Below are 25,324 nucleotides of genomic sequence, written 5' to 3'. Positions count from 1 at the left end.
GCCGGCGGCGGGAACTCGCCCGTCCCCGCGCCCCACGGCCGCAGCAGCGGCGCGCCGGGATCCGTCCCCGCCGGGGCGGGCGGCGGGGGCGAGCCGGTGTCCGGGGCCGCTGACGGGTTCGGGTGCCCGCCGACCGGCGTCCCGAAGGGCCGGTCCCCGCGCGGACGCCCGGACGAGGACGGTGGTACGGCCCGAGAAGTGCTGTCCATGCCGGAGCAACGGCGACTGCGCCCCCTCCGTACGCCTGGTGCCCCGCCCCTCACCGCATCAGGTGAGGACACCGCCCGAACGGACGCTGCCGCTCATGCGACGAACAGACCGCGGCGCGGCCCACCGCACCGCGTCGGACAGGGCGACGGGGACGGCTGAGCCGGGGGCACGCGGACCGCGAACGAGCGACCCGCGGTGCCCACGGACCGGCGCCCCCCGCGCTCGCGGCGTCCACCGGCCGGCCCCCCCGCGCCCTCCGGCGCGGCCCTTTTCTCAGTTCTTCCCGGGTGTCAGTTCGGCCAGCAGCAGCGTCCGGTCGTCACGGACGTCGTCCGGCCCGCACTCGCTCAGCAGTCGCCGACACAGCGACGACAGGGCGTCCGGCCGCCCGGGGTCCGGCAGATCGTCGGCGCCGGCGTCCAGGGCGAGGGACAGCCGGCCGATGCCCTGATCGATGTCACTGGCGCGGGATTCGACCAGGCCGTCGCTGTAGAGCAGGACGAGCGTCGGCTCGGACAGGTGCAGCACGGTCGGCTCGTAGCGGCCCGGGCCCAGCCCGAGGGGCAGACCGGCGGTGGCGAGGACGACCGGCACCGCCGGGCCGCCGGGCCCGCGGACCAGCGGCGGCGGGTGGCCCGCCCCGACGAAGGTGCAGGTGCGCGATTCCGCGTCCCACTCCGCGTACATGCAGGTGGCGAACGAGGCGCCCGGGGTGTCGCCGGCGACGGCGTCCAGTCGCCGCATCAGCTCGGCCGGGCCGGTCTCCAGCGTCGCCAGGGTGCGTACCGCGGTGCGCAGCTGGATCATCGCGACGGCCGACTCCGGCCCGTGCCCCATCGCGTCGCCGACGATCATCCCGAGGCGGCGGCCCGGCCGGGGCAGCACGTCGTACCAGTCGCCGCCGATGACGTTGTCCTGCCCGGCGGGCCGGTAGCCGTGGGCGACCCGGCAGCCCTCGAACGTCTGACCGGTCTCGGGCAGCAGGCTGCGGCGGATGGCCAGCGCCGTGCGGCGCTCGCGTTCGTAGCGCCGCGCGTTGTCGAGGGCGACGCAGGCCCGGGCGCCGAGCGACTCCACCGCCAGGGCCTCGCGGCGCGTGAAGGGTTCCTTGTCCGGGCCGCGCGTGCAGGCGACGAAACCGACGGCGGTGCCGCGCAGCCGCAGCGGGACGATCAGGAACGACGCGCTGCGCAGCAGGGCGTTCACCCCGCTGTCCTCCGGACCGCTCCTGCGCAGCCGTTCGAAGGTGTGTCCGTCCATGCGGTCCAGGAGCTGGGTCTGCCCGGTCGCCAGGGCCCGCGCGTAGGGCGTCTCGCGCGGGAAGACCAGGACCTCGCCGACCGGCAGCAGGGGCTCCCAGTCCTCGGCGGCGTCCGACCCTATGCGCAGGGCGAGCCGGCGCGCCTCGATCTGCGGCGGATCGGCCGCCCTGTGCGCCTGTTCCTCCAGGAGCCAGCGCTGCAGCAGGTACACCGATGCGGCGTCGCAGAAGGCCGGCGCCAGCGCGTGCGCGACATGACGGCCGGTCAGCTCCAGATCCAGCTCGGAGCCGATGGCGTCGGCCGCGGGGGAGAAGTGCCCGCGGCCGCGGAGCGGCGGCGCCATGAGACGGACGGCGTCCGACGGCGCGTCGGTGGCGCGCGGGGCGGGCGGCTCGCTCGGCTCACCGCGTTCTGTGTTCCGCAGGGTCGTTGCCTTCCGGGTGGGGCCGGTAGCGGCGGAGAGGGGGGCGCGGAGGGGGGAGGTCGGGGCGTTCGGGAGAGGCGGTGGCGTGTGCCAGGGGCAACTATATGATGCCCAGTCACAGTCAAGGTCGCCGGAGTTCTGGGGGAGTTGTCATGCCGGACGGGGTCGGTCTGCCGCGGGGTGTGGATCCGGGCAAGGCGAGTGTGGCCCGCATGTACGACGCCATGCTGGGCGGAGAGCACAACTTCGCGATAGACCGGGAGGCGGTGGCGGCCTTCACGGCGATCGACCCGCAGGTGCGCACCCTGGCCCGCGCCAACCGCGCCTTCCTCGGGCGCGCGGTGCGCTTCCTGGTCGAGGCGGGCGTACGTCAGTTCATCGACCTCGGCTCCGGCATCCCGACCCAGGGCAACGTCCACGAGGTCGCCCAGGCCGCCTGCCCCGGCGCCCGGGTGGTGTACGTCGACAACGACCCGGTGGCCGTCGCGCACAGCGAGGCGCTGCTCGCCGACAATCCGGACGCGACGATCGTCGCCGGTGACATACGCGACCCCGCCCGCATACTCTCCGCGCCGCGCCTGCGGCACCTGATCGACTTCCGGCAGCCGGTCGCCGTCCTGATGATCACGATTCTGCACTTCGTCACCCAGGAGGAGGACCCGGCCGGCATCGTGGGCGCCTTCCGCGAGGCGCTGCCCGCCGACAGCTGGCTGGCCCTGACCCATGCCACGGACGAGGACCGGCCGGACACGGCCGCCGCCGTCGGGCAGCTGTACCGCGACCGCGCCACCTCCCCGGTCACCGCCCGCCCCCGCGACGGGATCGAAGCCTTGTTCGACGGATTCGACCTGGTCGAACCCGGCCTGGTCCACGTCCCGTTGTGGCGCCCCGACCGGACCGAGGAGGTCCCGGAGAACCCGTCCCAGTACTGGGTGTACGCGGGCGTCGGCCGCAAGAGCGCTTGAACGGAGACGGAAGGCGCCGGCTCCCGGGCCCGCCTTCCGTCCCTCCCGGCTCCGGTGACCGTGGTCCTCAGCCGGGCCGTCGCGCGCTGTGGATGGCCTGGGCGCCGGCGAAGAAGACCGACTCCTCGCACACCGCCGCTCCCGGGCCCGGCGCGTGCACCATCGTGCCGTTGCCCGCGTAGAGCCCGACATGGCCGGCGTCGGCGTGGAAGAACACCAGGTCCCCGGGCTCCAGTTCGGCGAGCGGAACCGCCGCGCCGCAGCCGGCCTGCTCGTGCGCGGTGCGCGGCAGGGCCACCCCGGCGACCCGCCAGGCGGCCAGGGTGAGGCCCGAGCAGTCGTACGAACCCGGTCCGCCGGCCCCCCACACGCACGGCTTGCCGATCTGCGCGCGGGCGAAGCCGAGCGCCTGCACGGCCTTCGTCCCGTACCCGGTGCCCGGGGCGGCGGCCACGGCGGCTTCGCCGCCGACGGCGACGGCGGCCTCCGGCTCCCCGCCGGCCGGGAGCCGGAACTCGCGCGGCGGCAGGGCGCGGAAGCTGTCCGGTGGCGGTGTGTGCGGCGTGGCGTGCCGGGACAGCAGGTCACGCGCCTGGTACAGCTTCCGCCGCGAACGTTCCTTGGCGTTCCCCGACACCGGCTGCCCGGGCCGCGCCACCGCGCCGGTGGGCGTCCCACCGGCCACTCCCGGGCCAGGGCCCGGGCCCGTCGGGCCGTCGGACGCCGGACCGATGACCGGCAGCGCGCCGCTGGAGGGGCCGGCGCTCACCGGGCCGTCGTACGTCCGGCCGAGTGCCGGCGGTTCGTCGAGCGCGGGGCCGAAGTTCGAAGAGGCGCCGGCCACCGGACCGGCGGCCACCGGGCCGTCGCCGGTTCCGCCGAGCGTCGCCCCTCCTTCGAGTGCGGGGCCGAAGGCGGGCGGAGCGCTGCTCCACGGCCCGGTGCCCCCCGTGCGGGCGTGCGTCGGATCGGGCGCCGCCGTTGCTTCGGACGCGGGACCGAAGTCCAGCGGGGCGCCGTACCCCGGGCCGGCGGTCACCAGGCCTCCGCTCGTCGGATCGAGCGGCGACGAGCCTTCCAGCGCGGAGTCGAGGGCCGGCCGGCCGCCGGACCCCGGACCGTTCGGTCCCGGGCCGTAGGAAGGCGATCCGTAGGAAGGTGATCCGTAGGCAGCCGGACCGTTCGTTCCCCGCCCCTCGACGACCGGGCCGTCACCCTCCGGGCCGTAGGCGAATGCCGGCCCGGAGGCCGTTCCCCGCCCACGGACGGGCGCTCCGCCGGTCGCGGGCCCGCCGTCCGCGGGTCCGTCCGACGGCCCGGTGGCCGGTTCCGGGCGGACCGGGTCCGCAGGGAACGCGGGGGCAGCGGCGGTCGCCGGGCCGGGCGTCGGACCGGCCGTCAACTCGGGAAGCGGCGCGGCGGTCGGGCCGGCGGGCGGCTCCGGCAGGGCCTGTGCCGCGTCCCGACGGCCGAGCACGGCCATGGCGCCCAGCGCGTCGCGGGCCCCCGGGGCGTCCGGCGCCGGCGTGTCACCCGCACCCCCACCCCTCACCGGCCGAGCCGCGTCCCTCACCGGCCGAGCCGCGCCCGCGTCGGCCGGTCGCGGCAGACGATCGGCCGGCAGGGCCGCCGGTACGGACGGCCCCAGGCGGGCGCGGGCCGCCTCGAACCACTGCCTGGCCATGGCGTCCAGCGCCGGATCGGACCGCCCGGCGGCGTCGCCCGAGGCCGAGCCGGACCGGGCGGCTCGCCCCGCCCCGCTCATCGCGCGGGTCGCGTTGTAGTTCCCCGTCGCGGTCTCGGCCCGGTCGTAGAGACTGCTGATCCGCCGCTGCACCTCGGCGCGGCTGGGGCCGTCGGCGCCGGCGGCCGCCGGACGGGCGGAGCCGCGCGGGCCCGGGAGGCCGGTGTCCTGCGGGCGTGGGGGTCGTTCCGGCGCCAAGGAAGACGTGCTCCTTCCATCGGCCGCCTGCGCGGCCGACCCACGGGTCGGCTGTCGGGTTCGGGCGGACGGCGCCCGGAGGACGTGCCCCGCGGACCGGATTGGGCGGAGGGCGCACGACCCGACGCGATTCGCCGGAGGCGATCGTGCGGCCTGGACGTCAACCTAGCGAACATGTGTGCCCCGCGTGAAGGTTCGGGTGAGGAATGTCCGATACGGCCCGGCCCGTGCCGCCGCGGCGGGCAGGACCGCTCGGAGCGGCAGCCACCGTGACGCCGGTCCCGCTCCGGCCGCGCCGGGGCGGGCGTGCCGGGCGTGCCGGGCGTGCCGGGCGTGCCGGGGACGGTATCGCCTCGGGCGCGGCGGGCTCGGGTGCCGGACGGAGCGTGCTCACGCCTCCGGCGGCACGCTGCGGGGCCGTCCGGACCGACGTCGCGTCCGCCCGCGCCCGACTCGTACGGGCGTGCCGCGTCCGGTCGGCCCCGCGCCCGGCCGAGGGCCGCGCCCTGCGTCGGGGCCTCCTGCGCCCGCCGTCGCCCGGGGCCGTCGGTCCCCTCTCGGGAAAGGTCACGACGCGCGCCGCCCTCGCGCGACGGGCCGCCGGGCCGTGGCACCCTGACCCCATGTGCGGCCGTTACGTCTCCACCCGCAGCCCCGAGGACCTGGCCCGGCACTTCGGCGCGGTCGAGTGCCACGGGCGGGAGGCGCCGGCGCCGAGCTGGAACGTCGCTCCGACCGACGAGGTGTGGGCCGTACTGGAGCGCGCCCCGCGCGAGGAGCGGGGCCCGGGCGCGGTACGCCGCGAACTGCGGCCGCTGCGCTGGGGGCTCGTACCGCCCTGGGCGAAGGACGTGAAGATCGGCGCCCGGATGATCAACGCCCGGGTGGAGACCGTGCACGAGAAGCCGGCCTTCCGCCGGGCCTTCGCCAGACGCCGCTGCCTGCTGCCCGCCGACGGGTTCTACGAGTGGCAGCGGGTCAAGGCCGAGGGCGCCGGCAGAACGCGCAAGCAGCCGTACTACGTCCACCCCGAGGACGGCGGCATCATGGCGCTCGCCGGGCTGTACGAGTACTGGCGCGACCCGGCGGTCCTGCGTGACGACGACCCCGACGCCTGGCTGAGCACCTGCACCGTCATCACCACGGACGCCACCGACGCGGCCGGCCGGGTCCACCCCCGCATGCCCCTCGCCCTCGGCCCGGAGCACTACGACAGCTGGCTCGACCCCCGCCGCCGGGACCCCGGTGAGCTGCGACGGCTGCTGAGCCCCCCGGCCGAGGGCCGACTGGCCGCGCGCCCCGTCTCCCCGGCGGTCAACGACGTCCACCACAACGGCCCGCAGCTGCTGGAGGAGCCGGAGGAACCGGCGCCCTGACGGCCCGCGCGCCCACGGGACCGGGCCGGCGGGCCTTCGGCGGCCGCCGGCTCCCGAAGACCGCCGGGTCCCGGTCGGGGCCATGCGCCGGACGGGCAGCCGCGGCCCACGGATGCCCCCTGACCGGGCGCGTTGCACCCGGGCCGCGCGCGCCCGGCCCGTACCGTGCTTACGGGGTGACCGGCGGTCGGCAACGGGAGGCACGGTGGCGGATGCGGGCGGCCCGGCGGCCGGACGGGGGCGCGGGCGCCGGACGGGCGGCGTGGTGCTGGGCAGCCGGCCGGCGCACTCCTCCTCCCTCCCCTCGCGCGCCCGCTTCCTCCCGGCGGCCCCGGCCGCCGAACACCCGCTCGCCGAGCGCACCGTGCCATGGCTGCGCGTGGCCGCCGCCTACGCCTGGCGACTCGTCCTCGTCGGCATCGCCGTCTACGGCGTCTTCACGGTCCTGGGCCGTTTCCAGCTCATCGCCGTCGCCCTGTTCATCGCCCTGGTGATCACCTCGGTCCTGCGGCCCCTCGCCGACCTGCTGAACCGGTTCCTGCCCAGGCCGCTGTGCGTCGCCGTCGCGCTGGTGGGCAGTCTGCTGTTCCTGATGGCGCTGCTCGCCCTTGTCGGCGACGCGGTGGCGGGGGAGTCCGCGCAACTCGCGAACGAGCTGCGAGGCGGAGTCCACCGCATCGAACAGTGGCTCGAACGTCCGCCGTTCCGGATCAGCCCCGGCAGGCTCTCCCATCTGCAGAACCAGATCCTGGTGTACCTCTCCGCACATCGGGCCGACCTCGTCGACAGCGCCCTCAGCGGCGTCGGCCGGCTCGTCGAACTGGTCACCGCCGGGGTGCTCGCGCTCTTCTCCTCGGTCTTCTTCCTCCACTCCGGCGAGCGGCTCTGGCACTGGACGCGCGACCAGTTCCTGCCCGCCGGCGCCCGGCCGGGCTGGGACCGGGCCGGCGCCGCCGCCTGGCACGCGTTCTCCGGGTACACGCGCGGCATCATCATCGTGGCCGCGACCAACGCGGTGCTCGTCGGCGTGGCCCTGTCCCTGCTGCGGGTGCCGCTCGCACTGCCGCTGACCCTGCTGGAGTTCTTCGCCGCCTTCGTGCCGCTGGTCGGGTCGCCGGTCGCGCTCGCCGTGGCCACGGTGGTCGCCCTCGCCGGACGCGGCCCGCTCACGGCGCTGGCCGTGATCGTCCTCATCGTCGTGATCGGCCAGCTCGAAGGCCACGTACTGCACCCCTTGGTGATGAGCTGGGCGGTCCGTCTGCACCCGCTGGTCGTGGCCGTCTCGGTCATCGCCGGCAGCATCGTCGCCGGCGTGATCGGCGCAGTCGTGGCGGTCCCGTTCGTCTCGGTCGCCTGGGCCGTGCTGAGCGCCCTGCGCTCCGGTCCGCGGTGACACGGGGGCTTTTCGGCGGAGGAAGATGGGGCACGCGTTCCTGATACGACCCCGAGTGTGAGGAACGGTGCCGCCATGTCCGAGTACGAACGCTCACGCACGATGCCCGCCCAGCCCGAGCAGGTCTTCGACCAGGCCGCGGACGTCGGCAGGATGGACGCCTGGCTGCCGGACGCCCTGCACGTGCGCGCCGAGGAGCCGCCCGCCGTGACCGTCCACGAGGACGACACCGGCCAGGACACCTCCGCCCTGATGCGCGCCGAGCGCGACCAGATGCGGATCGAGTGGGGCACCCGCGAGCAGGGCGGCTACGCCGGCTGGCTCCAGGTCGCGGGCATCGGCACCGGCGCCAGCGAGGTCACCGTCCACCTGTCGTTCTTCGACGACAGCCACGACCCGGGCGAGCGGGCCGCGTGCGACGCCCTCGACAGCAGCCTGCGCCGACTGGAGGAAGAGGTGCGCATCCGCGTGGACAACGCGGCCGGCTGACCGGCTCCGCCCGCGCACCGGGCGCGAGCCGCGCGAGGCCAGCGGACGCGCACGTCACGGCGTGCGGACCGGTGACCGGGCCGCACGCCGTGGATTCAGTGAGTCTGGTCAGGGGCCTCAGCGACCTCCATGGCCTCCTCCGCCATGGCCGCCGCCGCCGTGGCCGCCACCGCCGTGGCCGCCGCCGAAGCCGCCGCCACCGTGGCCGCCGCCGAAGCCGCCGCCGTGGCCGCCGTAGCCGCCGAAGCCGCCGTGGTCGCCGTAGCCGCCGTAGCCGCCGAAGCCGCCGTGGTCTCCACGTCCGCCGTGGTCGCCGTAGCCTCCGTAGCCGCAGTCGTCCCACCAGCCGCGGTCGCAGTCACGGCTGTAGCCGGAGTGGTGGTTGGAGTCGAAACCCGACTCATGGGCCGATGCGGTCCCCGCTGCGCCGATCGCGGCGCCGCCGGCCATCACGATGCCGGCCGCGGACACGGCGAAGAGACGCCTAACGCGCTGTGCTCGCATGGGTATACCTTTCTTTCCATCGTCTCGCGCGACAGGATCGGCGCGAGAATGATGGCCGCGCTCGCCGGATCGGATTGTGCGGCGCGGTCTGGGCCGCTGTGGGTGGGGAACACGTCCCGGTCTCCGACACCGTCCACGCCACCCGCGTACGGTTCCACGGATCGGCGCTGCGGCTACGGGCCCCTCGGTGGAGACCTCGCCGGACGGGGCGTGCCCCGGTTGCGGCTTCCACTGGTAGACGCTAGTCGCCGCTTCGCCGGTCGGCATCTTGAGCGGTCGCCCGGGGCAACACAATTTCCGCGGCAGGGAATCGCAGGGTGAGGACGCGGCCGGGAAAGTCCCCCGCGGCGGTCCGCGGCCTCTTGGGACGGAGCGCCGAGACGGCCGGAACGAACGACGCGGACACGCACGGGCCGGAAGGCGTCGAGGCGCATGAAGCGGCCCGCGACGGGCAGGCGAAGCAGTGCCCAAGGGGGTGTGTCACATGTCCACGGGAACACTTCTCGCGATCATCATCCCAGTCGTCGTCGTACTCGCCCTGGTGGCGGTCGGGGTGTCACTGCTGATGCGTCGTCGCCGTCTGCGTGAGCGCTTCGGGCCCGAGTACGAACGGACGGTCGCGGACGCCGGGAACCGGAGGGCCGCCGAGCGCGAGCTCAGGGACCGCGAAAAGCGGCACGACGCGCTGGACATCAAACCGCTGCCCGCCGCCTCCCGGGACCGCTACACACACGAGTGGAGCAGCGTCCAGGAGGAGTTCGTGGACCGCCCCGAGGAGGCGGTGCACGACGCGGACCGGCTGGTGACCTCGCTGATGCACGAGCGGGGCTACCCGACCGACGGGTTCGAGCAGCAGGCCGCGGACCTCTCCGTCGAGCACGGCAGCACCCTCGAGCACTACCGCGCCGCGCACGAGATCGAGTCGCTCACCACCCGCAGCAAGGCCACGACGGAACAGCTCCGCGGCGCGATGGTGCACTACCGCACGATCTTCGACGAACTGATCTCCGACGGCGGCAGGCCCCAGCACGCACCGTCCTGACACCGGCCCGCCGTCCCGCCGCACTCGCCGGCGACGTCGCCGTCCCGGCAGGGAGGAACGCCATGCACAGCAAGAAGGAACCGAGCCGCTTCGCCGGCGACCTGACCCCGGAAGACCTCGCACACCAGCCGCCCAGCGGCCCGGGCCGCGACGCCCGGGAACCGGGAGCGGCCGGCCCCGAGGTGCCCGTCTACCCGGGCGAGAGCACCGGCGGGCCGACGACGGCCCGGCCCCCGGCGGAACGGTCCGCGACCACCGCGGCGCCGCCGTCCGCACCGGCGGACACCGCGCGGACGGCGGGCGCCACCGGCACGGCCGACCCGTCACGCACCGCGGAGACCGCCGCCGGCACACGGGACGTCACCGGCACACGGGACGTCACCGGCACACGGGACGTCACGGGTCCCGCGGGCGTCACCGGTACGGGACGCGCGACCAGCGCGGACGTCACAGACACCGGACGCGGCACCGGCGCGGACGTCACCGAGGCGGGACGGACCACCGGCACGGCGGGCACGCGGGACGCCAGGGGCACGGCGGACGCCGACGAGGAGACCCCCCGCCTGCTGGACGCGGACGACGAGCAGCGCTTCCGTGACCGCTGGCGGGAGACCCAGAGCAAGTTCGTGGACGACCCGCGCGAGGCCGTGCACAGTGCCGACACCCTGGTCGCCGACGTCATACGCACGCTGGCCGCCACCTTCGCCCAGCACAAGCAGACCCTGGAAGGCCAGTGGAGCCAGGGCGAGCGGGCGGACACCGAGGACCTGCGCATGGCGCTGCGCCGCTACCGGTCCTTCTTCAACCGCCTGCTCAGCAACTGACCGCCGCCCGCCGCCCCCGCCGTCCTCGGGCCCTCCACCGTGGTGGTGACCCGGACGAGGCAGGGGGTGCGCGGGGTGGAACCGAAGCCGAAGCGCACCGGGGGCGCGACCGGGGCCGGCGGGCCGAGGTCGACGCCCTCGTAGGCGGCCGTCGCGGAGACGACCGGGCGCAGATCCCGTGCGCCGTACCACTCGTGACGGCCGCCGCCCGCCGTGCCGCGGGTACGCACGCCACGCAGCGCGCGGGCCGGCCGGTCCACCGCCGCGATCCAGAGCGGACGTACCGCGAGAGCCGCGGGGACGGCCCGCAACAGGAGGCCGAGCGGCCCGCGCCGGCCGGTGGCGAAGCGCAGGCTCAGTGAATACGAGGTGACGGTCCAGCAGTTCGCGTCGGACCGCACCACGACCGGCTCGACCCGCACCTCGTCGAAGCAGTAGGTGCCGGCGATGAAGTCGGCCGTGCGTGGATCGGGGGCGAGCAGCACACGGTGCCCGTCGCCGTGTTCCAGCATCACGTCGCTGACCGGCCCGAACGGCGAGTCCGTCCAGTGGCCCAGCACCAGCCGCGTACCGGACGCGGTGCCGATGCCCGCGATGAAGCCGTCGAAGACCCAGCGCGTACGAGTCCGGCGGGCCGCGCCGGACGGTCCCGGCGGCCGGCGGTCACTGTCCACCCCGGCACCTCTTCCGTTCCGTCGGTCACGGTCGCCGCCCCCGGACCGGACTGACGGCGCGCCGGACGGCACCCGCGCGGGTTCCCGGCCCCGCCGCCGCGAAACGGCGGGTGTGTCACATGGCAGGCATCGGGCGGCGCCGCCGGGGTACCGGCGTGTCGTGCGGACGGCCGCGGGCGCCGCGAGACGACCATGGGGCGGTGCCCGGCGGCCACGGCGCGGGGCGCGGAACGGAGGAACTGCGTGGACCAGCGGGTCGCGGGCCGGACGACCGGGGGGAGGCCCGGCACAGGGGCGCCCGCAGCGGGCGGCACGGCGGAAACCGGAGACATGACCGGACCGGGTCCCGGGCCCGCGTCCGACGCCCCGTCCCTGACCGGCGGCCCCGCCGCGGCCGACGGCCGGTCCGCGTCCGGCGGCCCGTCCACGGTCGCCGGCCCCTCCGCCCTCGCCGGCCCGACCGTGACCGGCGGTGACGCCCGTACCCCGGTGCCCGCCCCGCCCGCACCCGACGCCCGTCGGCGCGTCCCCCGCACCGACGCCGTCCTGCGGGATCCGCGCCTGGCAGCGGCGGTCGGACGGCTCGGGCCCGGCCCGGTCAAGGCCGCCGTCCGGCAGGCCCAGGAACGGGCCCGTCACGGAGTGCTCGACCCCGAACGGGTGGCCGACGAGGCGGTGGCGCTGCTGCCGCGCACGGCGGGCGGACTGCGGCCGGTGATCAACGCCACCGGCGTCCTGCTGCACACCAACCTCGGCCGGGCGCCCCTGTCCGCGGCGGCCCGGCAGGCGGTACAGGACGCCGCCGGGCCGACCGACGTAGAACTGGACCTCCCGACCGGCGCCCGGGCCCGCCGCGGCCGCAGCGCCCTGGACGCGCTGCGCGCCAGGGTGCCGTCCGCCGCCGCGGCGCACGTCGTCAACAACGGCGCCGCCGCCCTCGTCCTGGCCGCCACCGCGCTCGCCGGCGGCCGCGAGATCGTCATCAGCCGGGGCGAGATGGTGGAGATCGGCGACGGCTTCCGGCTGCCCGACCTGCTGGTGTCCACCGGCGCCCGGCTCCGCGAGGTCGGCACCACCAACCGTACGAGCGCCGCGGACTACGCCGACGCCGTCGGCCCCGACACCGGTTTCGTCCTGAAGGTGCACCCCTCCAACTTCCGCGTCACCGGCTTCACCCGCGCCCCCGCGACGGCGGAACTGGCCTCACTGGGCGTGCCGTTGGTCGTCGACATCGGTTCCGGACTGCTCGCCCCGCACCCCCTGCTGCCCGACGAGCCCGACGCCGCGACCGAACTGCGGGCGGGCGCGTCGCTGGTGACCGCGAGCGGCGACAAGCTCCTCGGCGGACCCCAGTGCGGACTGCTCCTGGGCGACGGGGACCTCGTGCGCGCCCTGGCCCGCCACCCGCTGGCCCGGGCACTGCGGGTGGACAAGCTCACCCTGGCCGCCCTGGAGGCCACCCTCACCGGCCCCGCCACTCCGACCGCCGAGGCCCTGACCGCCGACCCGCGCGACCTCACGCGCCGCGCCGAACGCCTCGCCGCCGCGCTGAGCACCGCCGGAATCGACGCACGGTCCGTCCCCAGCGCCGCCACGGTCGGCGGCGGCGGAGCGCCCGGGGTGACCCTGCCCAGCGCCGCGCTCTCCCTGCCGGAGCCCTACGCCGTCGCGCTGCGCACCGGAGAGGTTCCCGTGGTGGGGCGCCTGGAGGCCGGGCGGTGCCTGCTGGACCTGCGCGCGGTGCCGGCCGAGGACGACGAACGGCTCGCCGGGGCCGTACGGGCGGCGGAGGGTGGGCCGAGGTGAGCGGCATGCGGGTGCTGGCCACCGCGGGACACGTCGACCACGGCAAGTCCGCCCTGGTCCGGGCCCTGACCGGGATGGAGCCCGACCGTCACGAGGAGGAGCGGCGCCGCGGGCTCACCCTCGACCTCGGGTTCGTGTGGACGGGGCCCGACGCCGACGGCGAGCACCTCGCCTTCGTGGACGTGCCGGGCCACGAGAAGTTCGTCGCCACCATGCTGGCCGGCGTCGGCCCCGTGCCGGCCGTGCTGTTCGTGGTGGCCGCCGACCAGGGCTGGCAGCCCCAGTCGCAGGAGCACCTCGCCGTCCTGGAGGCGCTCGGGGTGCGGCACGCCGTGCTCGCCGTGACCCGCAGCGACCTGGCCGACCCCGAGCCGGTGCGCGCCGACGCCCTGCGACGCCTCGCCGACACCTCGCTGGGGACCGTTCCGGCGGTCGCGGTGAGCGCCGTGACCGGGACCGGACTCGGCGCGTTGCGGGGCGAGTTGGCCCGGCTGGCCCGCTCGCTGCCCACGCCGGACACCGACGCCGACGTACGGCTGTGGCTGGACCGCGCCTTCACCGTGCGCGGCCACGGCACCGTCGTGACCGGCACCCTCGCCGCGGGCGCCCTGCGCGTCGGGGACCGGCTCGTGACCGGGGACGGCTCCGCGGTGCTGCGGGTGCGCGCCCTGCAGTGCCTGAAGCGGGAGCGGACAGCGGTGAGCGCGGTGGCGCGGGTTGCCGTCAACGTGCACGGCGCCCCGGACGGCCGACTGCGCCGCGGGGACGTGCTGCTGTCCCCCGACCGCTGGCTGCTCACCACGCTCGCCGACGTCCGCGTCACCGGCGAGCCCGCCGCCGACCTGCCCCGCGAGGTGAGCCTGCACATCGGCACGGCCGCCGTCCCGGTGACCGTGCGGCCCCTGGGCGAGGACACCGCACGGCTCACCCTCGGCCGGCCGCTGCCGCTGCGCGTCGGGGACCGGGCGGTCCTGCGCGAACCGGGCGGCGGACGCCCGCCCCGCGCGGTGACCGTGCTCGACGTGCGCCCGCCCCGGCTGGCCCGGCGCGGCGCGGGCCGGGCCAGGGCGGCCGAACTGGCCACGATGACCGGCCGCCCCGACGCGGCGGCCGAACTGCGCCGCCGTCGACTGGTCCGCCGCACCGAGCTGACGGCGATGGGCGTTTCCGCCTCCGGCGAGCCCGTCGCCGGCGACTGGCTCGCCGACCCGGAGCACTGGAAGCGGCTGCGCGCACGCCTGGCGGACGAGGTGGAGGGGCACGCGCGGGCGCACCCCATGGAACCCGGCCTGCCCACCGAGGCGGCCCGCCGGCTGCTGGACCTGCCCGACCGGATTCTCGTCGACGCCCTCGCCCACACCCCGGGAGAGCCCGAGCTCCTCAGCAGACAGGGCAGGTTGTACGGACCCGGCCGCACCGGCCCCACCCTGCCACCGCCCTTGCGCGCGGCCGTGGACGCCGTCCGCCAGGAGTTGGAGACCGCGCCGTTCCGCGCTCCCGAGGCCGACCGCCTCGCCGAACTCGGCCTGCACCGCAAGGCGTTGGCCGCCGCCGTCACGGCCGGCGCACTGCTGCGCGTCAACGACGCCGTCGTACTGCTCCCGGGAGCGGACCACCGCGCCGCCGCCGTGCTCCGCGGCCTGCCGCAACCCTTCACCCTGAGCGAGGCCCGCAAGGCCCTCGACACCACCCGCCGGGTCGCCGTGCCGCTGCTGGAGTTCCTCGATGCCCGCGGTCTCACCGAACGCGTGGACGACCAGCGCAGACGTTGCCGGGCGGAGAAGGAGGACGGAGGCGGACGGGAATCGAACCCGCCTGCCCGAGATCCTCGGGCACCTCGGTTTTGAAGACCGGGAGGGCCACCAGGCACCCACACGCCTCCACCGCCCGCCAGGCTACCGGACGGCCCCGTCACCACCGGCACCCGGACGCGCCCCGACGGCGGCGAGACCTGGCCCGCGCACCCGAGGACGCGGACAGCGGGCGGGAGGACGCGGACAGCACGCCGAACACGCCGCGCACCGAAGGCCGTCCGAGCCCCACCCGGAAACCCGCCCCCACGCCCCCGAAAACCCAGGGAGACGGCATGACCACCACCCCCGAAACCCCCGTCCGGCTCACCCAGTTCGCCCACGGCGGCGGCTGCGCCTGCAAGATCCCGCCCGGCGAACTGGAGGACGTGCTCGGATCGCTGACGGCGCCGCTCCCGGCCCCGGCCGACACGCCGCTGCTGGTCGGGCTGGCCACCGGCGACGACGCGGCCGTGGTCGCCCTGCCCACGTCCGGCGGATCTCCCGCGCAGGCGATGGTGTCCACCGCCGACTTCTTCACCCCGGTCGTCGACGACCCGTTCGACTGGGGGCGCATCGCCGCGGCCAACGCCCTGTCCGACGTGTACGCCATGGGCGGCCGCCCGGTCCTCGCCGTCAACCTCCTGGCCTGGCCGCGCGAGGTGCTGTCCTTCGACCTGGCCCGCGAAGTGCTGCGCGGCGGGCTGGAGATCGCCACCGAGGCCGGCTGCCATGTCGGCGGCGGCCACAGCGTGGACGACCCCGAACCCAAGTACGGCATGGCCGTCACCGGGCTCGCCGACCCGGCGCGGCTGCTGCGCAACGACGCCGGCCGGGCGGGCCTGCCCCTGTCCCTGACCAAGCCGCTCGGCCTCGGCGTTCTGAACAACCGGCACAAGGCCACCGGCGAACGTTTCGAACAGGCCGTGGCGACCATGGTCGCCCTCAACCGGGACGCGTCACAGGCGGCCCTGGCCGCGGGGGCCACCTGCGCGACCGACGTGACGGGCTTCGGCCTCCTCGGTCACCTGCACAAACTCGCCCGCGCCTCGAACGTGACCGCCGTGGTGGACACCGCCGCCGTGCCCTACCTCGACGGCGCCCGGCAGGCCGTACGGGACGGCTACGTCAGCGGCGGCACCCGCCGGAACCTCGCATGGGTGGCACCGTTCACCGACTTCGGGCGCACGGACACCGACACCCGGCTCCTGCTGGCCGACGCCCAGACCTCCGGCGGCCTTCTCGTCGCCGGCGAGGTCCCCGGCGCACCGGTGATCGGCGAACTCCTGCCGCGCGGGTCCCACTCGGTCGTCCTCAGGTGAGACCCGGGCCCCGGCGCCCGTGCGGGTCAGCCGGCGCGCGCCCGCAGCCGCTCGCGCTGCGGAACGACCGTGTACTTGGGATCCTCGGCCGAGGCCACCCCGGCACGGAACACGCCGAACCGCAGGGCGGCCGAACCGGTGAGCAGCGCCGCTCCGGCGGCCACCGCGAGCCCCCGGCCGCGCCGTGGCCCCGCGCACGCCGCCAGCGCCGCGCCGCCCGCCGTGAGCAACTCGGCGGCGCGCAGCAGCCGGTGCGCCGCACCCTGTTCGAACGGCTCGGCGGCCAGCCCCATCCGGCGCTTCATCAGCGTGAACGCACCCGTCTCCAGTGCCGCGCCGAGCACCGCCGTCCGGCGCGCCGGGCCCGTCTGTGTCGCCGGCGCGCAGACCAGCGCCAGACCGGCCGCGGTGCTCGCCGCCGACCCCGCGAAGACGAACGGCAGCTCCCGGTATCCCTCGTGCCAGGAGGGCACCGCCGTGTCGGAGAGCAGCACGGCCGTGTAGGTGGCGACCGCGGGGCCCAGCGCCGCGGCCGCCCCCGTGGCGGCCGCGCCGAGGAGACGGAAGCGGCCCGCGACGTCGGCGGCCGCCGCCGCCATCGTCAGCGGCGCGTACCCGGCCAGCAGCCACGAGCCCAGGTTCATCGGAGAGGTGGGCTTGAAGACGCGGAGCATGTTGACGAAGCGCGCCGGCCGCCCGAGGTCGTGCACGAGCGCGCCCAGCGAAACGGTGATGGCGCCCGCCGCGCCCAGTTTCGCCACCCGGGCCAGATCCGGCCGTCCGGTGGCGTGGCCGCCGGCCGCCAGCAGCGACGACGCCCCGGCCAGCCCGCCGAGGTACAGGTAGCCGGCGATGTCGAGGGCCTTCCAGGTCGGCTTGTTCAGGACCGGCTTGCCGTAGTACGACGAGAAGCGGACGTCGGGAACCATCTGCCGCTCGCCGCGCCCGCGCCGCCGGCGCCGCCGTCCGGCATGGGCGCCCGTCGGAGCCTCCCGTCCCGGACGCGCCCCCCGCACCCCTTCGCGGCCGACGTCCGATCCGCTCATCGGGACCTCCCGGCGAAGCCGGCGACGCCCAGCGCGGCGAGCGCGAGGGCGGCCGTCGCGGCGTGCTTCCACATCGCGGGCAGGTCCCGCGTGGTGACCTGCGGGTCCGGCGGCAGACCGTAGACCTCGGGCTCGTCGAGCAGCAGGAAGAACGCGCCGTCGCCGCCGACCCCGTCGTCCGGGCTCTCGCCGTACAGCCGGGCGTCGGGGACCCCGGCCGCGCGCAGCTGCGACACCCGGGCCGCCGCGCGCTCGCGCAGTTCCTCCAGCGGGCCGAACTGGATGGAGTCGGTGGGGCACGCCTTGGCGCAGGCCGGCTCCATCCCGACCCCGAGCCGGTCGTAGCACAGCGTGCACTTCCAGACCCGGCCGTCGTCCTCGCGCTGGTCGATGACGCCGTACGGGCAGGCGGGCACGCAGTACCCGCAGCCGTTGCACACGTCCTCCTGCACGACGACCGTGCCGAACTCGGTGCGGAACAGCGCCCCGGTGGGACACACGTCGAGACAGGCCGCGTGCGTGCAGTGCTTGCACACGTCGGACGCCATCAGCCAGCGCAGCTCGGTCCGCCCGTCCGGCGACAGGGGCGAGATCTCCCCGGCGGGAGCGCCCGCGGGGGCCGCCCCGGGCGACGGCGCGGTGGCGCCCGGGCCGGGAGAGGCGGGGGAGCGGCCCAGGTTCCGGGCGGCCTCGAACACGTCGAAGCCCTCGCGGCCCACGCCGGGCTCCTGGCCGCCGAACGGCTTGCGCTGCTCGATGAACGCCACGTGCCGCCAGGTGTCCGCGCCCAGCCCCTGGGTGTTGTCGTAGGACATGCCGGTCAGTTCGAGACCGTCCTCCGGCACGGAGTTCCACTCCTTGCAGGCCACCTCGCACGCCTTGCAGCCGATGCACACCGACGTGTCGGTGAAGAAGCCCATCCGCGGCGGCGGGTCGGTGTATCCGGCGGCCCGTGCGACGTCCGGCTGCGGCCCGGACAGCAGGTTGCGCGACGGGGGCGGCGGATCCCCGCCCCGCGTGTGCGCCGCCGTGTCGCTCTCGGCCATGTCCCGACCTCCCAGCTCGGCTCCTGAACCGTCCACGGCCCGTCCGCGCCCGTGACGCGGACCCGCGGCGTCCGCCACACCGTGCCCGCCCGTCCTCGCCGCCGCACCGGACGCCCGCGCCCGGTGCTCGTCGACGAGCCTGGCACGAGTGCCCGGCGGGCGCGCGCCCGAAACCGCGCCGACGGGCCGACGGACCGTCCCCTCGCGCGCGACCGCGGGGGCGAGCCGCGGCGGCGGGACGGCCCCGCCCGCCGCCGGGAGACGGCGCCCGCCTTTCGGAGGTGTCCGGCGCGGGGCCGCGGCCACGCGGGTGAACGCCCGGGGCCCGCCGTTTCGGCGCCGTCGGCACGGAAACCCCCCGGAGCGCCGACGCGGCCCCCCAGGGAGGCGCGATCCGACCCCGAACGAAGGAGTGGTGGATGACCGTCACCTCGGACATGCTCCGGACCTGCCCCGCCGACCTCGGCGCGGCCGACCGCGAGACGCTGGCCGACTGCATAGACCGGTGCCTGGACTGCTTCCAGGCCTGCTCGGCCTGCGCCGACGCCTGCCTGGCGCAGGACACGGTCACCGAACTGCGCGCCTGCATCCGCGCCTGCCTGGACTGCGCGGACATCTGCGACGCCACCGCCCGCATCCTCTCCCGCCACACCGGCTACGGCGTCGACACCGCCCGGGACGTCCTGGCGGCCTGCGCGGCGGCCTGCGAGGCATGCGCCGGACAGTGCGCCCGGCACGAGCGGCGCCACGGACACTGCGCGGTGTGCGCCGAGGCCTGCCGCCGCTGCGCCCAGGCCTGCCGGACGCTGCTGGACGCCCTGCGCTGAGCGCCGGCGCGAGGACGGCGGGCGTGCGGGATCACGGCGGTGCGCCGTGCCCGCGCTGCGCGTTGTGCCAGGCGATGGCCCGCCGGATCTCCGGCTCGTGCAGTCCGGTACGACAGCCGAGCTGCACCATCGTCAGGACCGGCGTGCCGCCGGTCAGCGCCCGTTCGATCTTCGCGGCCCACAGCTCCTCCTGCACGAAGGGCCGGTGCCGGTAGCGGTCCCGGATCACGGCGAAGTGCGCGTCGGTGCACGCGGTGACGGGCCGCAGCCCGTCGAGCCAGTCGTCGGTCGGATGGACGGCGGAGGAGTCGGCGACGTACCCGCGCACCGCCCGGTCCGCCGGGAAGGTCGCGGCGCACAGGTCGCACAGCTCCAACGGCAGCGGCTCAACGGGCCGTGGGCGTCCCCGGCCCCGCTTCCTGCGCTTCCACATGCTCACCGCGCTCACTTCCCGGACGTGCTGCTGACGAGGACTCGGGAGTTGCCCGCTCCGGCGGCCGTGAAACGCGCCCGCCGGACCCGGCGCCGCGGGTGTCGGCCACCATCAGGCGGACGGCGGCCGACAGGCCCCCGTCCTCGGCCGCCCGGCGCAGCCGGTGCGCGGCGCTGCCCTCGGACAGGGCCCGGTCCAGCAGTTCGAGCACGGTCTCCCAGTCGCCGCAGGCCTCCAGCGCCGGACGCAGCCGGGCCAGCATGCCGTGCAGGGCCGCCCGGGCGGGGACGGCACGCCGCGTCACCGGGTCGACCAGAGGGCCCTCGAGACCGGAGCGGGCGGCCCGCCAGGCGGCGGCCCGAAGCCACTCGTGGTGGCCGTCGCACGCGGGGGCCTCGCGCCGGGCCAGCCGGACGCAGGCCTCCTGCACCAGTGCCCGGAAGAGGCCGGCGATCAGCACGACCGTCTCCGCGCGCGGACAGGCGTCGCAGATCCGCAGCTCCAGCGTGTCCTGGTGCGCCGAGGGCCGGACGTCGTAGTAGACCATCCCGGCGTCGGTGATGACGCCCGAGCGGACCAGTTCCTCGATCGTCGCGTCGTACTCGGCGGCGTCGCGGTGGCAGCCGGCCGGGCCGGCGGTGGGCCAGCGCTGCCACAGCATCGTCCGCCAGCTCGCGTACCCGGTGTCCGTGCCGAGCCAGAACGGCGAGCTGGCCGACAGCGCCAGGAGCGGCGGCAGCCAGGGCGCCACCAGGCACATGGCGCGCACGGCGGTGTCCCGGTCCGGCACGTCCACGTGCACCTGGGCGCTGCAGATCAGCTGCTCGTCGGCGACCTGACGGTACTCGTCGGTCATGTGCCGGTAGCGCGGCTCGGGGGTGACGTCGCCGTGGGCGACGCAGGCCAGCGGGACGGTGCCGGCCGCCGCGGCCGCGAGTCCGAGCGAGGAGACCGCCGCGTCCAGCCGCCGCCGGGACGCGGCCAGGTCCGCGTACAGGCCCTCCAGGGTGTCGTGCACGCCGCTGTTGCTCTCCACGACCGAACGGTGGAGCTCGCGGGTGAACCCGGGACCGGGCAGCAGGGCGAGCGCGGCGCGGGCGCGCGGCACCAGCAGCCCGCTCTCCGCGTCCAGCAGGTGGAACTCCTCCTCGGCCCCTATGCGCTGCATGGCGTCACCCGCTCAGTCCAGCGCCCGGTACACGGCGGCCGTCGTCAGGCCGTACACCAGGTGCGGGACGATGTCGGACAGCCACGACCCGACGTCCCAAGAGGTGGGGTCGGTCAGCCGCAGCCGCGTGGCCGGGACGTTGGCGCCCGCCATGACGGCCGCGCCGAGCAGCGGCCCGGCCACCGCGTTCGGCAGCGGCCGCCGCCCCCGCCGCAGCAGCCCGTACGCGGCTCCGGCCGCGACCCCGGTGCCGTAGCCCATGAGCGCGCCGGCGGCCTGGGTGCGCGCGTCCCGTACCTCGCCGCCGCCGAGCGGCACTCCGGCGCGCTGCGCGAGCCGGTCCGCGACCTGTGCCGGGATGCCGCTGGACGGCCGGCCGCGCAGCAGCATGTCGCCGTAGGTGACCACGTCGAGTGCGAGGGTGCCCGCGGCGCCCGCCAGCAGGCCTTTGGTGATCGAGTGCATACCGGACGCTCCCTTGGTCGAGGTGCGGCGGTGGTGGGGCCGTTCACGCCGACGGGTGCCCGCGTTCCTCGCGGGCACCCGCTCGACGGCTCAGTTGCCCCGCTGGGGAGCCACGATCGCCGAGTCGCCCAGCCGGTACGTCACGACCCGCTGGTACCCCTCGGGCCTGGCTCCCTGGAAGACGAGGCTGAGGCGGGTGAACTGCCGCAGCTGGGGGTTCTTCTTCAAGGGCTGCGGGTTCTCCAGCCGTACGACGACCGGGTACGAGCGGAAGGTGCCGGCCGCGCAGTAGGGCTTGCAGTCGTTGACGGCGTTGACGCCTCTGGCCACCGCGGTCCGGCCGGTCCACTTCGTCCAGTGCAGCGAGACCAGCCGGCTGTTGCCGTCACCGCAGGCGAGGATGAACGTGTCGGGGCGCACCTGGGACTTCATGGAGCAGTCCACGAGCACGGACTGTCCGGGGGGTCGGTGCGCCGGGTCTGTTACCGCCGGTGAAGCCGGTGCCCCGGGTGCGGCGGATGCCGTTCCCAGGCCGCCCGCGCCGAGCAGGACGGTGGCACCGAGTGTGACCGCTGTGCTCACTGTGTGTTTGCGCATGTTCACTCCCGGCCGACGACGTCTGACTCTGTATCGACGCTACGGCCGGGCGGGGCGATGCACCACTCGACCGGAGCAGCGCCGCTCCCGGCCGGGAGCGGCGCCGGTGTCAGACCGGCCCCGGCGGAGGTTCGTCACCGTCCGTGTCCGACTGGCAGGTGTCGCACAGCTCGTGGTTCCCGTCGCGGGTGACGACGGTTCCCCAGCCCAGGCAGTGGTCGCAGTCGCGGGCCAGGCCCAGATCGGGGCGGGGAGGCGGGGTGGGGCTGTGGTGGGCTCCGTACGCCATGCGGAGGCGGCTCCTCGAAGTCGCGGTGGGGATGCACACCATTTTGTCTGATTTTTCTAAGATGTCTAGAAAATTCTGTGACGTAGTCGCATCCGTACGCTCCGCGACCGGCCGAGCGGTCCGGCAGGGGAGCGGCCCGGCCGAGCGGTCCGGCAGGGAGCACCCCGGCCGCGCCGATCCTGCTCCCGGGCCAGGCCCGTCAAGGAAGCACGCCGTCGACGTCGACGTTCAGATGGCGCGGTCCGCGCAGCACCGCGTTGCGGCGGTAGGGCGGCGGGTCCTCGGCCAGGCGCGGGTTGTCCAGCCGGCGGGCGAGCTCGGCGAGCGCGATCTGCGCCTCCAGCCGGGCCAGCGGCGCGCCGAAGCAGCTGTGGATGCCGCTGCCGAAACCGAGGTGCTGGATGTCCTCGCGGTCCGGGTCGAACCGGTCGGGATCCTTGAAGCGCTCCGGGTCCCGGTTGCCCGCGGCGAGGACGAGCCAGATCCGCGAGCCCTTGGGGATGGTCACCCCGCGCAGCTCGATGTCCGTGATGCAGGTGCGCTGCGGTACGAACTGCACCGGCGGTTCGTAGCGCAGCAGTTCCTCGACGATCCTGACGGACAGCCCGGGGTCGGTCCGCAGCCGCTCCAGGTACTCCGGGTGGCGCAGCAGGGTGAGCATGCCGTTGGTGATCAGGTTGACCGTCGTCTCGTGCCCGGCGATCAGCAGCAGCACGGACGTGCTGAGCACCTCCATCATCGACATCGCCCCGTCCGGGCCGTGCCCGGCCACCAGGTCGGACAGCATGTCGCCACGGGGGTCGCGGGTGCGTTCCTCGACCAGCCCGGCCAGGTACATGCCCAGCTGGACCCGGGCCTCCTGCGCGGCGCGCGGGCCCGGGGCGTCGGAACCCTCGCCGTCGCCGGGGTCCAGGCCTGCCACGATCGGGTCGACCCAGGCGCGGAAGCGCGGCTCGTCCTCGCGCGGCACGCCGAGCAGTCGGCAGATGACCGTCACCGGGAACGGGTAGGCGAACTGGTCGACGACGTCGATCCGTTCCGCGCCGGCGAGGCCGTCGAGGAGATCGGAGACGATCACGCCCAGCTCGCCGCGCAGGGAGTCGATCCGGTCGGGGCAGTGCGGCGGCCCGAAGGAGCTGTTGGTGATCCTGCGCAGCCGGTCGTGCTCGGGCGGGTCGAGCCGCAGGAAGCTCGGCGGCAGCCCCGTGGCCTCCGGCGCCGAGAACTCGTCGTCGGCGGCGGTGGCGTTGGCCGCGTCGGAGCTGATCCGCGGATCGTGCAGCAGCCCCTTGATGTCGTGGTACGAGCTGATGACGTACGGGCCGCCCTCCTCCTCGTGCAGCACCGGAGTCCTGCGGAGTTCCTCGTACAGCGGGTACGGGTCGGCGCGGCTGGAGTAGTCGGTGATCCGGCGCAGGAGCGAGGCTTGCGTCATGACGGGTCCCTCGGGCGTGGTGGAGTCGGGGCCGGCGGGGCGGCGGTGCGGGCGTACGGGAGGCCGAGCCGCTGCGGCCGGCGACGGAGAAGGGGACGGACCGCGGCAGGTGCGGCGGGGGAGGGGCCGGTCAGTGGCGGGCCGGCGTGAAGACGAGGCGCCGGTCGGCCGGGGAGTAACCGCTCAGGGTCACGGTCGGACCGTGGGTCGGCAGGGACGGGTCGGGGAAGTCGGACGGCACCGGCTTGCGGCCCTCGGGCCGGCGGTCCATCGTCGGGTACTCGAGCGGGAAGGGCGCGCCCCGCTCGATCTGCCCCTCGTAGAAGTCCAGCCACCGCGTGTTGTCGAAGCTCACGGCGGCGATCACCCGGCCCTGGTAGCCGTACACCCCGACGAACCGGCGCTCGGCGAGAGACCCCTGCGTGATCATGATCTCCTCGCCCATGGTCGGCACGCCCACCGACTTGATGTTCACGCCGAACTGGGAGGACCAGAAGGCGGGCACCCACATGTGCGGACGCCGGTCGGCACTGGCGCTGATCATGTTGTGCGCGGCCACCTCGGCCTGCGCCACCGCGTTGCCCCAGTGCTCCAGCGACAGGAACTGGTAGCCGAACAGCGGATGCGGGGAGCGGGCGACGTCGCCGGCCACGTATACGTCGTCGGTGACGATGCCGCGGAAGTCGAAGGCCCGGCAGCCCGCGTCGCAGGCGATGCCCCGCGGTCCCGCGCCGAGCCCGGACCCGGCCAGCCAGTCGGTGTTGCGGGTCGCGCCCAGCGAGACCACCACGACGTCCGTGTCGACGACGGAGCCGTCGGACAGATGGGCGGCCCGCACCCGGCCGACCGAGTCGCCCTCCAGCCCGGTGACCATGACACCGGTGCGCAGGTCCACCCCGTTGTCCCGGTGCAGCTCCGCGGCCACCGCGCCGATCACCCCGCCCAGCGCGCCCACCAGCGGGGCGTCGGCGCGTTCGGCCACGGTCACCGCGATGCCCTGGTCCCGGCAGGCGGAGGCGATCTCGGACCCGGTGAACCCGGCGCCGACGACGAACACCCGGCGCGGCCCGGCCTTGAGCCGCCGGTGCAGCCGCACCGCGTCGTCCCTGGTGCGCAGCGTGAAGACCCCGTCGAGCTGGGCCTCCTCCTCCTTCGGCCAGGGCCGGGCGCGCACCCCCGTCGCGATGAGCAGCCGGTCGTAGGGCACCTCGTCGCCGTCGGCCAGCCGCACCCGGCGGCCCGCGAGGTCGAGCCCGGTGGCGGCGACGCCCAGACGCCACGTCGCGCCGATGTCGCGGCGCCGGGGCAGATCGGTGCGGTCCGGCGCCGCCTTGCCGAGCAGCACCGCCTTGGACAGCGGCGGCCGGTCGTACGGCGGGTGGGGCTCGTCGCCGATCATCGTCAGCGAGCCGGCGAAACCCTCCTCGCGCAGCGTCTCGGCGGCCCGCAGGCCGGCCAGCGAGGCGCCCACGACGACGATGCGGCCCTCGCGCCTGAGCCACTCGTGGAACTGTTCAGCGGGCATCGGACGCCGCCCGCCCCGCCGAGCCGGACCCACCAGGCACGCCGTCCGGCCCGTCCGCGGTGATCGCCTGCACCGGGCAGGCGGCGAGGGCGCGTGCCACCTTCTCCCGGTGCGCGTCGTCGGCCAGGGGGTCGTAGACGAGCGATTCCTCGCCGTGCATGGTGAACACCTCCGGCGCGAGGAAGGCGCACTGCGCGTACCCCTGACACCTGTTGAGATCGACGACAAGCCTCATCGGCGCGATCCGCCCTTCAGCGGCCAGGTCCCCGGCGACCGCCCGTCGGCGGGCGTCCTGGGACGGTGGTCATCTCCCCCCACGCCAGCATCGGAGGCGCGGCGGCCCGTCCGCTCGCCGGACCCCGCCGAAGGGGTGACGGGCCGTGCCCGTCGCGCGGCCGCGTCCCGCCGTGAGAGGCACGGCGCGGGGCCGGGCGGGGCGGTCCGGCCACCGGGTCCGTGGCCGCCTTCGT

At 75.8% G+C, this 25,324-nt stretch carries 23 protein-coding genes, 1 tRNA gene and 1 pseudogene; 10 read left to right on the top strand and 15 right to left on the bottom strand.

Annotated features, from left to right (window positions below; translation table 11 throughout):
- Nucleotides 1-483: 483 nt before the first annotated feature.
- Nucleotides 484-1,815, bottom strand: coding sequence for a PP2C family protein-serine/threonine phosphatase (locus ACH5A8_RS31225; protein ID WP_399007349.1), 1,332 nt, complete (start codon nucleotides 1,813-1,815; stop codon nucleotides 484-486).
- Nucleotides 1,816-2,048: 233 nt separating this feature from the next.
- On the opposite strand from ACH5A8_RS31225, the gene ACH5A8_RS31220 reads away from it, so the two are divergent.
- Entirely contained in the window at nucleotides 2,049-2,861 is an 813-nt protein-coding gene (locus tag ACH5A8_RS31220; protein WP_399007348.1) for an SAM-dependent methyltransferase, read from the top strand.
- A gap of 67 nt (nucleotides 2,862-2,928) precedes the next feature.
- Here the strand turns inward: ACH5A8_RS31220 and ACH5A8_RS31215 are convergent, their stop codons facing one another.
- Entirely contained in the window at nucleotides 2,929-3,900 is a 972-nt protein-coding gene (locus tag ACH5A8_RS31215) for an NlpC/P60 family protein (protein ID WP_399007347.1), read from the bottom strand.
- Between the two features lie 1,526 nt (nucleotides 3,901-5,426).
- Here ACH5A8_RS31215 and ACH5A8_RS31210 point away from each other — a divergent pair.
- From ACH5A8_RS31210 to ACH5A8_RS31200, 3 genes are all read left to right on the top strand, one after another.
- Entirely contained in the window at nucleotides 5,427-6,179 is a 753-nt protein-coding gene (locus ACH5A8_RS31210) for an SOS response-associated peptidase (RefSeq protein ID WP_399007346.1), read from the top strand.
- 262 nt (nucleotides 6,180-6,441) lie between these two features.
- The gene (locus ACH5A8_RS31205) at nucleotides 6,442-7,572 is read left to right on the top strand and encodes an AI-2E family transporter (protein ID WP_399007345.1); all 1,131 of its coding nucleotides are present in this window, start codon (nucleotides 6,442-6,444) and stop codon (nucleotides 7,570-7,572) included.
- A 75-nt stretch (nucleotides 7,573-7,647) separates the two neighbouring features.
- Nucleotides 7,648-8,061: an SRPBCC family protein gene (locus tag ACH5A8_RS31200; RefSeq protein WP_399007344.1), complete on the top strand. Its 414-nt coding sequence runs from the start codon at nucleotides 7,648-7,650 to the stop codon at nucleotides 8,059-8,061.
- Between the two features lie 117 nt (nucleotides 8,062-8,178).
- On the opposite strand, the gene ACH5A8_RS31195 is transcribed toward ACH5A8_RS31200, so the two are convergent.
- Nucleotides 8,179-8,565: a hypothetical protein gene (locus ACH5A8_RS31195; protein ID WP_399007343.1), complete on the bottom strand. Its 387-nt coding sequence runs from the start codon at nucleotides 8,563-8,565 to the stop codon at nucleotides 8,179-8,181.
- 484 nt (nucleotides 8,566-9,049) lie between these two features.
- Here ACH5A8_RS31195 and ACH5A8_RS31190 point away from each other — a divergent pair, with 484 nt between their 5' ends.
- Together ACH5A8_RS31190 and ACH5A8_RS31185 are read left to right on the top strand one after the other, a co-directional pair.
- Nucleotides 9,050-9,607 (top strand): hypothetical protein, encoded by a 558-nt coding sequence (locus tag ACH5A8_RS31190; RefSeq protein ID WP_399007342.1) that lies wholly within the window; start codon nucleotides 9,050-9,052, stop codon nucleotides 9,605-9,607.
- Nucleotides 9,608-9,669: 62 nt separating this feature from the next.
- Nucleotides 9,670-10,431 carry a hypothetical protein gene (locus tag ACH5A8_RS31185; protein ID WP_399007341.1) on the top strand — a complete coding sequence of 254 codons (762 nt, stop codon included), beginning with the start codon at nucleotides 9,670-9,672 and terminating at the stop codon, nucleotides 10,429-10,431.
- On the opposite strand, the gene ACH5A8_RS31180 is transcribed toward ACH5A8_RS31185, so the two are convergent.
- Nucleotides 10,395-11,105 carry a hypothetical protein gene (locus tag ACH5A8_RS31180; RefSeq protein WP_399007340.1) on the bottom strand — a complete coding sequence of 237 codons (711 nt, stop codon included), beginning with the start codon at nucleotides 11,103-11,105 and terminating at the stop codon, nucleotides 10,395-10,397. The genes ACH5A8_RS31185 and ACH5A8_RS31180 overlap by 37 nt on opposite strands.
- 330 nt (nucleotides 11,106-11,435) lie before the next feature.
- On the opposite strand from ACH5A8_RS31180, the gene selA reads away from it, so the two are divergent.
- A complete protein-coding gene (gene selA, locus ACH5A8_RS31175) occupies nucleotides 11,436-12,911 on the top strand; it encodes an L-seryl-tRNA(Sec) selenium transferase (RefSeq protein ID WP_399007339.1) in 1,476 nt (491 codons plus the stop codon).
- Nucleotides 12,912-12,916: 5 nt separating this feature from the next.
- Nucleotides 12,917-14,617, top strand: a pseudogene (locus ACH5A8_RS31170) (GTP-binding protein); the annotation flags it as partial.
- Between the two features lie 83 nt (nucleotides 14,618-14,700).
- On the opposite strand, the gene ACH5A8_RS31165 reads toward ACH5A8_RS31170, so the two are convergent.
- Nucleotides 14,701-14,793 (bottom strand) — tRNA-Sec (locus tag ACH5A8_RS31165).
- Between the two features lie 204 nt (nucleotides 14,794-14,997).
- Here ACH5A8_RS31165 and selD point away from each other — a divergent pair.
- Nucleotides 14,998-16,023 carry a selenide, water dikinase SelD gene (selD, locus tag ACH5A8_RS31160; RefSeq protein WP_399007338.1) on the top strand — a complete coding sequence of 342 codons (1,026 nt, stop codon included), beginning with the start codon at nucleotides 14,998-15,000 and terminating at the stop codon, nucleotides 16,021-16,023.
- Nucleotides 16,024-16,049: 26 nt separating this feature from the next.
- On the opposite strand, the gene nrfD is transcribed toward selD, so the two are convergent.
- Both nrfD and ACH5A8_RS31150 read right to left on the bottom strand, forming a co-directional pair.
- The gene (gene nrfD, locus ACH5A8_RS31155) at nucleotides 16,050-17,069 is read right to left on the bottom strand and encodes an NrfD/PsrC family molybdoenzyme membrane anchor subunit (RefSeq protein ID WP_399007337.1); all 1,020 of its coding nucleotides are present in this window, start codon (nucleotides 17,067-17,069) and stop codon (nucleotides 16,050-16,052) included.
- Complete coding sequence (locus ACH5A8_RS31150; protein WP_399007336.1) at nucleotides 17,066-18,115, bottom strand: 4Fe-4S dicluster domain-containing protein; 1,050 nt, start codon at nucleotides 18,113-18,115, stop codon at nucleotides 17,066-17,068. The genes nrfD and ACH5A8_RS31150 overlap by 4 nt, the downstream gene beginning before the upstream one ends.
- 419 nt (nucleotides 18,116-18,534) lie before the next feature.
- Between ACH5A8_RS31150 and ACH5A8_RS31145 the strand changes: the two genes are divergently transcribed.
- Entirely contained in the window at nucleotides 18,535-18,942 is a 408-nt protein-coding gene (locus tag ACH5A8_RS31145; RefSeq protein ID WP_399007335.1) for a four-helix bundle copper-binding protein, read from the top strand.
- A gap of 31 nt (nucleotides 18,943-18,973) precedes the next feature.
- Here the strand turns inward: ACH5A8_RS31145 and ACH5A8_RS31140 are convergent, their stop codons facing one another.
- The 8 genes from ACH5A8_RS31140 to ACH5A8_RS31105 all read right to left on the bottom strand — a co-directional run bounded on the left by ACH5A8_RS31140 (nucleotide 18,974) and on the right by ACH5A8_RS31105 (nucleotide 25,089).
- The gene (locus ACH5A8_RS31140) at nucleotides 18,974-19,375 is read right to left on the bottom strand and encodes a hypothetical protein (RefSeq protein WP_399007334.1); all 402 of its coding nucleotides are present in this window, start codon (nucleotides 19,373-19,375) and stop codon (nucleotides 18,974-18,976) included.
- Nucleotides 19,329-20,543 (bottom strand): YbdK family carboxylate-amine ligase, encoded by a 1,215-nt coding sequence (locus ACH5A8_RS31135; protein ID WP_399007333.1) that lies wholly within the window; start codon nucleotides 20,541-20,543, stop codon nucleotides 19,329-19,331. The genes ACH5A8_RS31140 and ACH5A8_RS31135 overlap by 47 nt, the downstream gene beginning before the upstream one ends.
- 12 nt (nucleotides 20,544-20,555) lie before the next feature.
- Nucleotides 20,556-21,008 (bottom strand): hypothetical protein, encoded by a 453-nt coding sequence (locus ACH5A8_RS31130; protein ID WP_399007332.1) that lies wholly within the window; start codon nucleotides 21,006-21,008, stop codon nucleotides 20,556-20,558.
- 90 nt (nucleotides 21,009-21,098) lie between these two features.
- Complete coding sequence (locus tag ACH5A8_RS31125; protein ID WP_399007331.1) at nucleotides 21,099-21,440, bottom strand: hypothetical protein; 342 nt, start codon at nucleotides 21,438-21,440, stop codon at nucleotides 21,099-21,101.
- A gap of 274 nt (nucleotides 21,441-21,714) precedes the next feature.
- Nucleotides 21,715-21,894 carry a hypothetical protein gene (locus ACH5A8_RS31120; RefSeq protein ID WP_399007330.1) on the bottom strand — a complete coding sequence of 60 codons (180 nt, stop codon included), beginning with the start codon at nucleotides 21,892-21,894 and terminating at the stop codon, nucleotides 21,715-21,717.
- Nucleotides 21,895-22,093: 199 nt separating this feature from the next.
- The gene (locus ACH5A8_RS31115; protein ID WP_399007329.1) at nucleotides 22,094-23,329 is read right to left on the bottom strand and encodes a cytochrome P450; all 1,236 of its coding nucleotides are present in this window, start codon (nucleotides 23,327-23,329) and stop codon (nucleotides 22,094-22,096) included.
- A gap of 130 nt (nucleotides 23,330-23,459) precedes the next feature.
- Entirely contained in the window at nucleotides 23,460-24,854 is a 1,395-nt protein-coding gene (locus tag ACH5A8_RS31110) for an NAD(P)/FAD-dependent oxidoreductase (protein ID WP_399007328.1), read from the bottom strand.
- Nucleotides 24,844-25,089 (bottom strand): ferredoxin, encoded by a 246-nt coding sequence (locus ACH5A8_RS31105; protein ID WP_399007327.1) that lies wholly within the window; start codon nucleotides 25,087-25,089, stop codon nucleotides 24,844-24,846. Before ACH5A8_RS31105 ends, ACH5A8_RS31110 begins: the two co-directional genes overlap by 11 nt.
- Nucleotides 25,090-25,324 lie beyond the last annotated feature (235 nt).

It is taken from the genome of Streptomyces sp. NPDC018610, assembly GCF_044391765.1.
Classification (GTDB): Bacteria; Actinomycetota; Actinomycetes; order Streptomycetales; family Streptomycetaceae; genus Streptomyces.
This window is presented reverse-complemented; position numbering and strand designations above follow the sequence as displayed.

Bases quoted from the DNA above. Each gene is read 5' to 3' on its own strand.
- ACH5A8_RS31200 (WP_399007344.1), top strand. From the start codon at position 7,648: ATGTCCGAGTACGAACGCTCACGCACGATGCCCGCCCAGCCCGAGCAG.
- ACH5A8_RS31145 (WP_399007335.1), top strand. From the start codon at position 18,535: ATGACCGTCACCTCGGACATGCTCCGGACCTGCCCCGCCGACCTCGGC.
- selA (WP_399007339.1), top strand. From the start codon at position 11,436: ATGACCGGACCGGGTCCCGGGCCCGCGTCCGACGCCCCGTCCCTGACC.
- ACH5A8_RS31190 (WP_399007342.1), top strand. From the start codon at position 9,050: ATGTCCACGGGAACACTTCTCGCGATCATCATCCCAGTCGTCGTCGTA.
- ACH5A8_RS31110 (WP_399007328.1), bottom strand. From the start codon at position 24,854: ATGCCCGCTGAACAGTTCCACGAGTGGCTCAGGCGCGAGGGCCGCATC.
- ACH5A8_RS31120 (WP_399007330.1), bottom strand. From the start codon at position 21,894: ATGGCGTACGGAGCCCACCACAGCCCCACCCCGCCTCCCCGCCCCGAT.
- ACH5A8_RS31140 (WP_399007334.1), bottom strand. From the start codon at position 19,375: ATGTGGAAGCGCAGGAAGCGGGGCCGGGGACGCCCACGGCCCGTTGAG.
- nrfD (WP_399007337.1), bottom strand. From the start codon at position 17,069: ATGAGCGGATCGGACGTCGGCCGCGAAGGGGTGCGGGGGGCGCGTCCG.
- ACH5A8_RS31225 (WP_399007349.1), bottom strand. From the start codon at position 1,815: ATGGCGCCGCCGCTCCGCGGCCGCGGGCACTTCTCCCCCGCGGCCGAC.
- ACH5A8_RS31130 (WP_399007332.1), bottom strand. From the start codon at position 21,008: ATGCACTCGATCACCAAAGGCCTGCTGGCGGGCGCCGCGGGCACCCTC.
- ACH5A8_RS31220 (WP_399007348.1), top strand. From the start codon at position 2,049: ATGCCGGACGGGGTCGGTCTGCCGCGGGGTGTGGATCCGGGCAAGGCG.
- ACH5A8_RS31125 (WP_399007331.1), bottom strand. From the start codon at position 21,440: ATGAAGTCCCAGGTGCGCCCCGACACGTTCATCCTCGCCTGCGGTGAC.
- ACH5A8_RS31210 (WP_399007346.1), top strand. From the start codon at position 5,427: ATGTGCGGCCGTTACGTCTCCACCCGCAGCCCCGAGGACCTGGCCCGG.
- ACH5A8_RS31195 (WP_399007343.1), bottom strand. From the start codon at position 8,565: ATGCGAGCACAGCGCGTTAGGCGTCTCTTCGCCGTGTCCGCGGCCGGC.
- selD (WP_399007338.1), top strand. From the start codon at position 14,998: ATGACCACCACCCCCGAAACCCCCGTCCGGCTCACCCAGTTCGCCCAC.
- ACH5A8_RS31135 (WP_399007333.1), bottom strand. From the start codon at position 20,543: ATGCAGCGCATAGGGGCCGAGGAGGAGTTCCACCTGCTGGACGCGGAG.
- ACH5A8_RS31105 (WP_399007327.1), bottom strand. From the start codon at position 25,089: ATGAGGCTTGTCGTCGATCTCAACAGGTGTCAGGGGTACGCGCAGTGC.
- ACH5A8_RS31150 (WP_399007336.1), bottom strand. From the start codon at position 18,115: ATGGCCGAGAGCGACACGGCGGCGCACACGCGGGGCGGGGATCCGCCG.
- ACH5A8_RS31115 (WP_399007329.1), bottom strand. From the start codon at position 23,329: ATGACGCAAGCCTCGCTCCTGCGCCGGATCACCGACTACTCCAGCCGC.
- ACH5A8_RS31185 (WP_399007341.1), top strand. From the start codon at position 9,670: ATGCACAGCAAGAAGGAACCGAGCCGCTTCGCCGGCGACCTGACCCCG.